The organism is Roseateles sp. P5_B10 (assembly GCF_056400485.1).
The window spans coordinates 1-8,513 of sequence record NZ_JBFULE010000169.1; the positions used below are offsets into that span (position 1 = coordinate 1).

The 8,513-nt window shown below is 69.1% G+C and carries 8 protein-coding genes; 5 read left to right on the forward strand and 3 right to left on the reverse strand.

What is annotated here, in order from left to right; genetic code table 11:
* On the forward strand, positions 1-840 hold an 840-nt coding region (locus AC1DU6_RS12865; protein WP_477857580.1), incomplete at its 5' end, for an alpha/beta fold hydrolase.
* Positions 841-932: 92 nt separating this feature from the next.
* On the opposite strand, the gene AC1DU6_RS12870 is transcribed toward AC1DU6_RS12865, so the two are convergent.
* The gene (locus AC1DU6_RS12870) at positions 933-1,865 is read right to left on the reverse strand and encodes a LysR family transcriptional regulator (protein WP_457442387.1); all 933 of its coding nucleotides are present in this window, start codon (positions 1,863-1,865) and stop codon (positions 933-935) included.
* Positions 1,866-1,949: 84 nt separating this feature from the next.
* On the opposite strand from AC1DU6_RS12870, the gene AC1DU6_RS12875 reads away from it, so the two are divergent.
* The 4 genes from AC1DU6_RS12875 (at position 1,950) to AC1DU6_RS12890 (ending at position 7,011) form a co-directional block, all read left to right on the forward strand.
* Positions 1,950-2,816, forward strand: a complete 867-nt coding sequence (locus AC1DU6_RS12875; protein WP_477857582.1) for a pirin family protein — start codon at positions 1,950-1,952, stop codon at positions 2,814-2,816.
* Positions 2,813-3,901: an HlyD family secretion protein gene (locus tag AC1DU6_RS12880; protein WP_477857584.1), complete on the forward strand. Its 1,089-nt coding sequence runs from the start codon at positions 2,813-2,815 to the stop codon at positions 3,899-3,901. The genes AC1DU6_RS12875 and AC1DU6_RS12880 overlap by 4 nt, the downstream gene beginning before the upstream one ends.
* 7 nt (positions 3,902-3,908) lie before the next feature.
* Positions 3,909-5,492, forward strand: coding sequence for a DHA2 family efflux MFS transporter permease subunit (locus AC1DU6_RS12885; protein ID WP_477857586.1), 1,584 nt, complete (start codon positions 3,909-3,911; stop codon positions 5,490-5,492).
* Positions 5,493-5,604: 112 nt separating this feature from the next.
* Positions 5,605-7,011 carry an efflux transporter outer membrane subunit gene (locus tag AC1DU6_RS12890; RefSeq protein WP_457324007.1) on the forward strand — a complete coding sequence of 469 codons (1,407 nt, stop codon included), beginning with the start codon at positions 5,605-5,607 and terminating at the stop codon, positions 7,009-7,011.
* A 9-nt stretch (positions 7,012-7,020) separates the two neighbouring features.
* Here AC1DU6_RS12890 and AC1DU6_RS12895 read toward each other — a convergent pair whose 3' ends face one another.
* The gene (locus AC1DU6_RS12895) at positions 7,021-7,395 is read right to left on the reverse strand and encodes a GFA family protein (protein ID WP_457324006.1); all 375 of its coding nucleotides are present in this window, start codon (positions 7,393-7,395) and stop codon (positions 7,021-7,023) included.
* Between the two features lie 5 nt (positions 7,396-7,400).
* Positions 7,401-8,513, reverse strand: a 1,113-nt coding sequence (locus AC1DU6_RS12900; RefSeq protein ID WP_477857588.1) for a 3-deoxy-D-manno-octulosonic acid transferase, incomplete at its 5' end; no start/stop codon positions are given.

The following is an 8,513-nucleotide window of genomic DNA, read 5'->3' on the forward strand; positions in this document are numbered from 1 at the left end:
CATGGCTGGCCCAGCACGGTGGCCGAGTTCCTCGACCTGATCGGCCCGCTGAGCGACCCGCGCGCCCATGGCCTCGACCCCGCGCAGGCCTTCCATCTCGTCATCCCGTCGCTGCCTGGCTTCGCGTTCTCGTCGCCGCTGGCGGGGCCTGGCTGGGACGCCGCCCGCACCGCCGCCGCGTGGGATGTGCTGATGAAGCGCCTCGGCTATGAGCGCTACGGCGCGCAGGGCGGCGACGCCGGCGCGCTGGTGACCCGCGAGTTGGGCATCCTGAATCCGCAAGGGCTGGTGGGCGTGCACCTGCAGCAGATCTTTGCCTTCCCGAGCGGCGCGCCGGGCGAGATGGAGAAGCTGTCGCCTTTCGAGAAGGCCGGCCTGGGCAACCTGGCGCGCTTCCAGAAGTACAACGGCTACGCCGAGATCCAGTCCAAGCGGCCGGCGACGCTCGGCTTCGGCCTGGTCGATTCACCGGTCGCGCAGCTGGCCTGGAATGCCGAGCTCTTCTTCGGCTTCGAGGGCGAGGCCGCCACCACGATGGATCGCGAGCGTTTCCTGACGCATGTGTCGCTGTACTGGTTCACGGCCACCGGCGGCCAGGCGGCCGAGTTCTATCTGGAGAACGCCCGCACCGGCGCCGGCTACCGCGAGCTGCCCAACGCGGCGCCCACCGCGGTCGCCTCCTTCCCGAACGACTTTCGCTCCGTGCGGGCCTTTGCCGAGCGTTCGCACAGCAACATCCGCCAGTGGACCGAGATGCCGGAGGGCGGCCACTTCGCCGCAACGGATGCGCCGCAGTTGCTGATCGATGACATCCGCAGCTTCTTTGCCCAGGTGAACTGAGCACGAGGCCGGCCTCGCGCTTCATCGCTCGCATCGAACAGGTCGAGTACGCCGCCCCGGCGGTGGAGGTGGCGCGGCCGGCCGGCGCCTGATCAGGGCTTGCGCCGCGGCGTCGCGTCCGGCCCCAGCACGCCCTTCACATGCGCCCATTCGGGCACAGTCTCGAACAGGTGGTCGATGAAAGCGCGCGTCTTGGCCGGCATCAGCCGGCGGCTGGCCGTCAGCAGCGTCACGGGCAGGGGCTCGAAGCGCCACTCGGGCAGCACCGCCACCAGCGTGCCCGCGGCGATGTCCGACGCCACCATGCCGAAGGGAAAGCTGCCGAGCCCGCCGCCGGCGCGCGTCAGTGACAGCACCAGGCCGATGGAGTTCGCTTCCAGCGGGCCAACCGGATGCACCTCGGCCGTCTGCTTGCCGTTCTGCAGCGTGCGGTACATGCCCTTGCCCTGGGTCAGCACGACGAAGTCATGCTCGGCCAGGTCTGCAGGCGTCTGCGGTGCGGGCCTGGCCTGCAGATAGACCGGGCTGGCATACAGGCCTCGCTCCAACAGCATGTACTGGCGCGCCACCAGGTCGGGCTCGTCCACCGGGCCCATGCGCACGGCCACGTCATAGGGCTCGTTGAAAAGGTCGACACGGCGTGGCGTCGTGTCCACCTCCAGCTCCACCTTGGGGTAGCGGCGTACGAAGCGCGCAAAGCTTTCCGCCAGCACCAGCATCGCGAACTCGGCCGGCACGGACACGCGCAGTCGCCCTGTGGGCGTGGCATCGCGTGAGGCCAGCCATTCGCGCGTCTCGGCGATGTCCTCTTCGTGGCGGGCAGCGCGTTCGGCGAGTTGCTCGCCCAGCTCCGTCAACGTCAGCCGGCTGGCGCCGGGCACAAAGAGGCGGGCGGCTACCGAGGTCTCCAACGCCGTGAGGCGCCGGCTCAAGGTTGCCTTGGGCAGGTCGAGCTGGCGGGAGGCCTCGGACAGCGATCCCGCCTTGTGAACCTGAGCCAGCAGCAAGAGGTCGTCGATCTTCATGGCGTCGTTTATCTCGCTGTTTCTCGTTTGGTTTCGTTTCGTTTCCGGAACGGTGAGTTTGAGTTTTGTGGCTATTCGCCATAAATGGAACTCTCTACAGTCGCGGCCATCATGTCAACCGCCCGTCTTCTCCAGCCCCAAAGGCACCGCATCGGCGCCGGCTTCCAGGCCGAGGGTTGGCGCGAGCCGCTGGCGCTGCTCGACCCCTTCATCATGGTCGACCACTTCCGCATGACCGAGCCGGCGTTTGCGCCGCATCCGCATGCAGGCTTCTCGGCGGTGACCTATCTCTTCGATGACTCGGCCACCGGCATGCGCAGCCGCGATTCCCTGGGTGGCGAGCATGAAATCCTGCCTGGCGGCCTGCACTGGACGCTGGCCGGCCGGGGCGTCATGCATGACGAATTTCCCATCGAGGCGGGCCGCGAAGCCCATGGCCTGCAGATCTTCGTCAACCTRCCCGCCGAGCAGAAGCTGCGCGCGCCGACCGTCATGCGGCTGTCGCCCGAGCAGATGCCGCGCCGCGTGGGTGAAGGCTGGCGGGCGGTGCAGGTCTTCGGTGCCGACACCGCGCTCGATCTGCCCTGGTCGACCTCGCTGGTGCTGGTCGACATCGACACCGGCGCCGCCTTCGATTTCGTGCTGCCAGAGGGTGAGCAGGGTTTTGCCATCCCCATCCACGGCAGCGGCCACACCGGCGAGCTGCCACTGACCACCGGCCGCGCCCTCAGCCTGCCCGTCGGTGGCGGCGCCCGCATCGTGGCCGCTGAGGCGCTGCGCCTGGCCTGCTTCTGCGGCCGGCCGCTTTTCGAGCCCGTCGTGCGCCACGGCCCCTTTGTCATGAGCAACGAAGGCCRGGTTGTGGCCGCGCTGCAGCGATTCCAGTCTGGCGGCATGGGCCGCCTCAGCCCTAGAACAACCTCAAGCAACAACAAGGAAACCCTGTCATGAATGCACCGCAAGACAACACCGTTGCCCCGAAGCCTGCCAAGAGCGGCCCGCCCGTGCCCCTGCTCATCGTCGGCGCGATCCTGCTGATCGGCGGCATCGGCCTGGGTGGCCGCATGTGGTGGCGCGCACAGCATCTCGTCGAGACCGAGAACGCCTTTGTCGCCGGCCGCCTGCACCCGGTCGCCACGCGCGTGGCCGGTGTAGTCACCGAGATGCGCATGCAGGACAACGCTGTGGTCAAGGCCGGCGATGTGCTGCTGCGCCTGGACCCGTCCGACGCCGCCGTGCAGATCGAGCGCCTGAAGGCCCAGATCGCGCAGGCCGACGCGGCCATCGCAACGACAGCTGCGCAGATCGCCCAGTCCAAGGCCCAGGCCGCGGTGACGAACTCGCAGGTCGCCCAGGCCGAGAGCGTGCTGGCCCGCACCGAGCTGGACGCCAAGCGCAGCCAGGCGCTGTTCGGCGCCGAGTTGCGCGCCACGAGCAAGCAGGAACTGGATGCCACGCTTGCCGCCCGCGACGTGGCCCGCGCCGACCTGACCGCCCGCAAGGCCGGCGCCTCGGCCGCCAAGGAAGCCATCGCCGCCGCCGAGAGCGCGCGCCAGTCGGCCAACGCGCAAAAGAGTGCGACGCAGGCCTTGCTGAAGGACGCTCAGAACCAGCTTGGCTATGTCGAGCTGCGCGCGTCCAGCGACGGCCGCGTCGGCAAGCGCACGGTCGAGGTCGGCCAGCGCGTGCAGGCCGGCCAGCAGTTGGCGGCCATCGTCGAGCCCGAGGTCTGGATCACCGCCAACTTCAAGGAAACCCAGCTCGCGAAGATGAAGCCGGGTCAGAAGGTGCACGTGAAGGTCGACGCCTTCCCGGGCAAGGAACTGGAAGCCCATGTCGACAGCTTTGCCCCGGCCTCGGGCGCCAGCTTCGCGCTGCTGCCGCCSGAYAACGCSACCGGCAACTTCACCAAGATYGTSCAGCGCGTGCCGGTCAAGGTTGTCTTCGAGCCCGAGAGCCTGAAGAGCCTGGGTGAAGCCGCGACACGCATCGTGCCGGGCCTCTCGGTGCAGGTGGAAGTCGAAATTTCCGAGTAAGCCTGACATGGGCAACGAAAACTACCTCCCCCCGCCGCCCGACCAGAAGGTCAGCGGCCGCACCTGGCTGGCCGTGCTGGCCAGCCTGCTGGGTGCCTTCATGGCGGTGCTGGACATCGCCATCACCAACTCCTCGCTGCGGGACATCCTCGGCGCGCTGTCGGCCACGCAGGAAGAGGGCTCCTGGATCTCCAGCGCCTACCTCGTCGCCGAGATCGTCGTCATCCCGCTGGCGGGCTTCCTGTCGATGGTGTTTTCCACGCGGCGCTACCTGGTCATCAATGTCGCGCTGTTCCTGCTCTTCAGCACGCTGTGCGGCATGGCCTGGAGCCTGGAAAGCATGATCGCCTTCCGCGCGGCCCAGGGCTTCACCGGCGGCGTCATGATCCCGATGGCGATGACGCTGGTCACGCGCAAGCTGCCACTGAATAAGCGCCCCATCGGCCTGGCCCTGTTCGGCATGACGGCCACGCTGGCCCCCACGCTGGGCCCCACCGTCGGCGGCTACCTTACCGAGCTGTATGGCTGGCCCAGCATCTTCTACATCAACTGGGCACCCGGCATCCTGCTGATGCTCGGCGTCAGCATCGGCCTGGACAAGGAGCCGATGAACTTGCGGCTGCTGCGTGAGGTGGACTGGTGGGGCGTCGTCTTCATGGCCGTCGGCCTGGGTTCGCTGACCGCGATGCTGGARGAGGGCAATGCCAAGGACTGGTTCTCAAGCCCCTTCATCATCACGGCCGCCGTGCTGGCGGTGGGCGGCATCTATGGCTGGGCCTGGCGCGGCCTGACGCGCAAGAACACCTTCATCGACCTGCACATCCTCGGCCGCCCGAGCTTCCTGATCGCCGGCGTCATTGCGTTTGCGACCGGCATGGGCCTCTACGGCTCGGCCTTCATCCTGCCGCTGTACCTGGGCCAGATCGCCAGCTACACGCCGATGCAGATCGGCATCGTCATCATGTGGATGGGCCTGCCGCAGCTCTTCATCATGCCGTTCGCGGCCAAGCTGTCCACCAAGCTGGACAACCGCGTGATGATGAGCGTGGGCCTGGCGCTGTTCGCCACGTCGTGCTTCATGAACACCCACATGAGCGTCGACACGGCCGGCCCCGAGCTGCTGTTCGCGCAGATCGTGCGCGCCCTGGGCCAGCCGCTGATCATGATCACGCTGACCAACTTCGCGGTGAACGGCGTCCCGCCCAACCTGCTGCCCAGCGCCTCGGGCATGTTCAACATGATGCGCAACCTCGGCGGCTCGGTCGGCATCGCCACGCTGGCCACGCTGCTGACCAACCGCGAGCACCTGCACAGCGCCCGCGTCGGCGAGTCCATCAGCCTTTACGACCCCGCCACGCAGGCTCGCCTGGACACGCTGGCACAGAACTTTGCGTCCAAGGGCGCCGACYTCGCGACCGCCCAGGACATGGCCATCAAGGCCCTGGACAACGTCGTGCGCCGCGACAGCTTCGTCATGGCCTACAACGACGCCTTCCTGATCCTGGGCATCGCGCTGATCAGCTGCGTGTTCATCGTCTGGATGAGCAAGAAGGTGCTCGGTGGCGCAGGCGCCGCCGAAGCCGCACATTGATGGCCCACCCCCGTTGCGCTTCGCGCTCCCCCTCAAGGGGGCGCAGCCAGTGGCCCGGCAAAGCCGGTTCCACGGCTGCCGCTTGGTCATGCACTCCCGTTCGGAGATAGAGATGAATGCAAAGTTCTCGTTTTCGCTGCTTCTGACAGCTTCGCTGGCCGCCTGCACGACGCTCGGCCCCAACTACCAGGCCCCGGCCCCCAACGCACCTGCGGCCTACCGTGCCGCCGCACCCGTGGCCGGCGCCGAACTGCAGCGCGACTGGTGGTTGATGTTCGGCGACGCCCAGCTCAATGCGCTCGAAGCCCAGGCCTTGCAGGCCAGCCCGACGCTGGCCGCCGCGGCGGCGCGGGTCGAGCGGGCGCGCGCCGTGTTCGGTGCGACCAAGGCGGACGAGCTGCCCCGCGTCGACGTCGGCGGCAGCGTCACCAACCTGCGCACGTCCGCCAAGTCGGTGACGACGCCGGTGCTGGGCGGCCAGGCCATCACCTTCGACGGCACCCAGACCGGTGTGCAGGCCTCCATCGGCTGGGAGCTGGACCTCTGGGGCCGCGTGAAGCGCCAGGCTGAAGCTTCGCAAGCCCAGCTGGATGCCTCCACGCTCGACGCTGCCGCCGCCCGCGTCGCGCTGACCGCCGACGTCGCCGCCGCCTACTGGCAGTGGCGCGCGCTGGCCGACGAGGCCGCAGCGTTGCAACGCCTGCGCGACAGCCGCGCCAACGCCTTCAAGGTCGCGCAGACCCGCTTCGACGCGGGCTCCTCGACGACGCAGGACCTGGAGCGCGTGCGCGCCGAACTGGCCTCGGCCGACGCCGACGTGGCCGACCTGCCGCGCCGCCAGGCGCTGGTGGCCAACCAGATCGCCGCGCTGACCGGCCAGGCCGCGGCCGAGCTGAAGCTGCGGGCGTCACCGATGGCGGCACCGCCGCAGATCCGCGCCGGCCTGCCGTCCGAGCTGCTGCAACGCCGTCCTGACCTGGCACAAAGCCTGGCGCAGCTGCATGCCGCGACGGCCCAGGTCGGCATTGCCGAGGCCGCCTTCTACCCGTCCATCCGCCTGACCGGCAGCTTCGGCTACCAGAGCAAGGAGTTGGACTCGCTGATCTCCGCGCCAGCGCGCCTGTACAACATCGGTCCGAGCATCTCGCTGCCCATCTTCGAAGGCGGCCGCAACAAGGCCAACCTCGCCGGCGCGAGGGCCTCGGTGGACGAGTCTCTCGCCGCCTTCCGCAGCCGCATGCTGCAGGCCTTGCGCGAGGTCGACGACGCGCTGGCCGAACTGCAGGGGCGCGCGACCGTCGTGGACGCCCAGAACCGCACGCTGGCGTCCAGCAGCCAGGCGTTGAACGTGGCCAAGAGCCGCTATGACAAGGGCGCCGTCAGCTATCTGGACGTGACCGAGGCCGAGCGCACGCCGCTCGCCACCGAGCGCGCCCTGGCCCAGCTGCGCGGCGCGCAATGGGCGGCGACGGCGCAACTCGTCAAGGCGCTGGGCGGCGGCTGGACCCAGGGCAGTTGATCCCGGGGCTCAGCCCCTGTTCTCGTCGAACTGCTCGGCGCCCGGGACGGCCTGAAGCCAGGGCTCGCGGCGCTTGACCCAGAGCTCGTAGCTCGGCACGAGGGGCGTGGGCGCCTGCGACAGGATGCCGAGCTTGATCTCGGCCTCCTGGTCGTCGAGGGAAAACAGCCGCGAGCCGCAGCGAGGGCAGAAGCGCTGGCCGCGGAACTCGGCGGTGTCGCCTTCATGCTCGAACTGGCCGGCTGGCCAGACGGCGTAGAAGGTGAAGGCCGAGCCGCTCTCCTTGCGACAGTCCATGCAATGGCAGATGCCCACGCGCAGCGGTTCGCCTCGGGCGGCCAGCTTTACCCGGCCACAAAGGCATTCACCGGAATAGGTCGTCATGGCCGTCAGGGAATGATTGAAAGCAGGGCCGCCGCCATGCGGGCGGCAGCCCCTTGGTGCGCCCGGGAGAAGGCTTGCGCCCGTGCCGCCATGGTCTGCCGTGACACAGTGTCCCCACAAAGTGTCAGGCCCTGGGCGACGGCGTCGGACAGATCGGCACAGCGTCTGGCCGCACCCGCTGCAATGGCCAGCTCGGTCGCCTCGGCGAAATTGAAAGTGTGCGGCCCCGCCAGCACCGGGCAGCCGCAGGCCGCGGCCTCGATGAGGTTCTGGCCGCCCAGCGGCGCGAAACTGCCGCCGAGCAGCGCGACGCTGGCCAGGCCGTAGTACAGCGGCATCTCGCGCATGGAGTCGCCCAGCCAGACGTCGACGGTGAGGGCCTCGGGCGGCGGCTCATCGCCCCACTGGCTGCGGCGCGCCAGCGTCAGGCCGGCAGCCTGAATGAGCGCCGCAATCTCGTCGAAACGCTGCGGGTGGCGGGGCACGATGGCCAGCAGCGGACGAGGGGCGGGCAGCTTGACCCACTCGTCGAGCAGCGCTTTTTCCTCGCCCTCGCGGCTGACAGCCAGCATCAGCACGGGGCGCCCGAGGCGCTGCGCCCAGGCCTTGCCGCGGGCGATCAGGGCCGGGTCCATCGCGATGTCGTACTTCAGGTTGCCGGCCACCTCGACACGGGCCATGCCCATCGCGCGGATGCGTTCGGCGTCGGCCTCGGTCTGGGCCAGGGCCAGCGTCATGCGGCGTGCCGCCGGCCGCATCAGTGCCGCCAGGCGCCGGCCCTGGCGCAGGCTTTTCTCCGACAGGCGCGCGTTGGCCAGCACCATGGGCACCCGGGCCCTTTCGGCTTCACGCTGCAATGTCGGCCAGACCTCGGTTTCCATCAACACGCCGACCTTGGGCTGCCAATGGCGCAGGAAGCGGCGCACGGCGCCGGGTGTGTCGTAGGGCAGCCAGGCCTGGGCATCACCCTCGCGCAGCAGGGCTTGGCCGGCTTCGCGGCCGGTTGCCGTGGAATGGGTCAGCAGCAGGCGCAGGCCGGGCTCGCGCCCGCGCAGGGCCGTGATGAGGGCGCTGGCCGCGCGCGTCTCGCCCAGTGACACGGCATGGATCCACAGCCG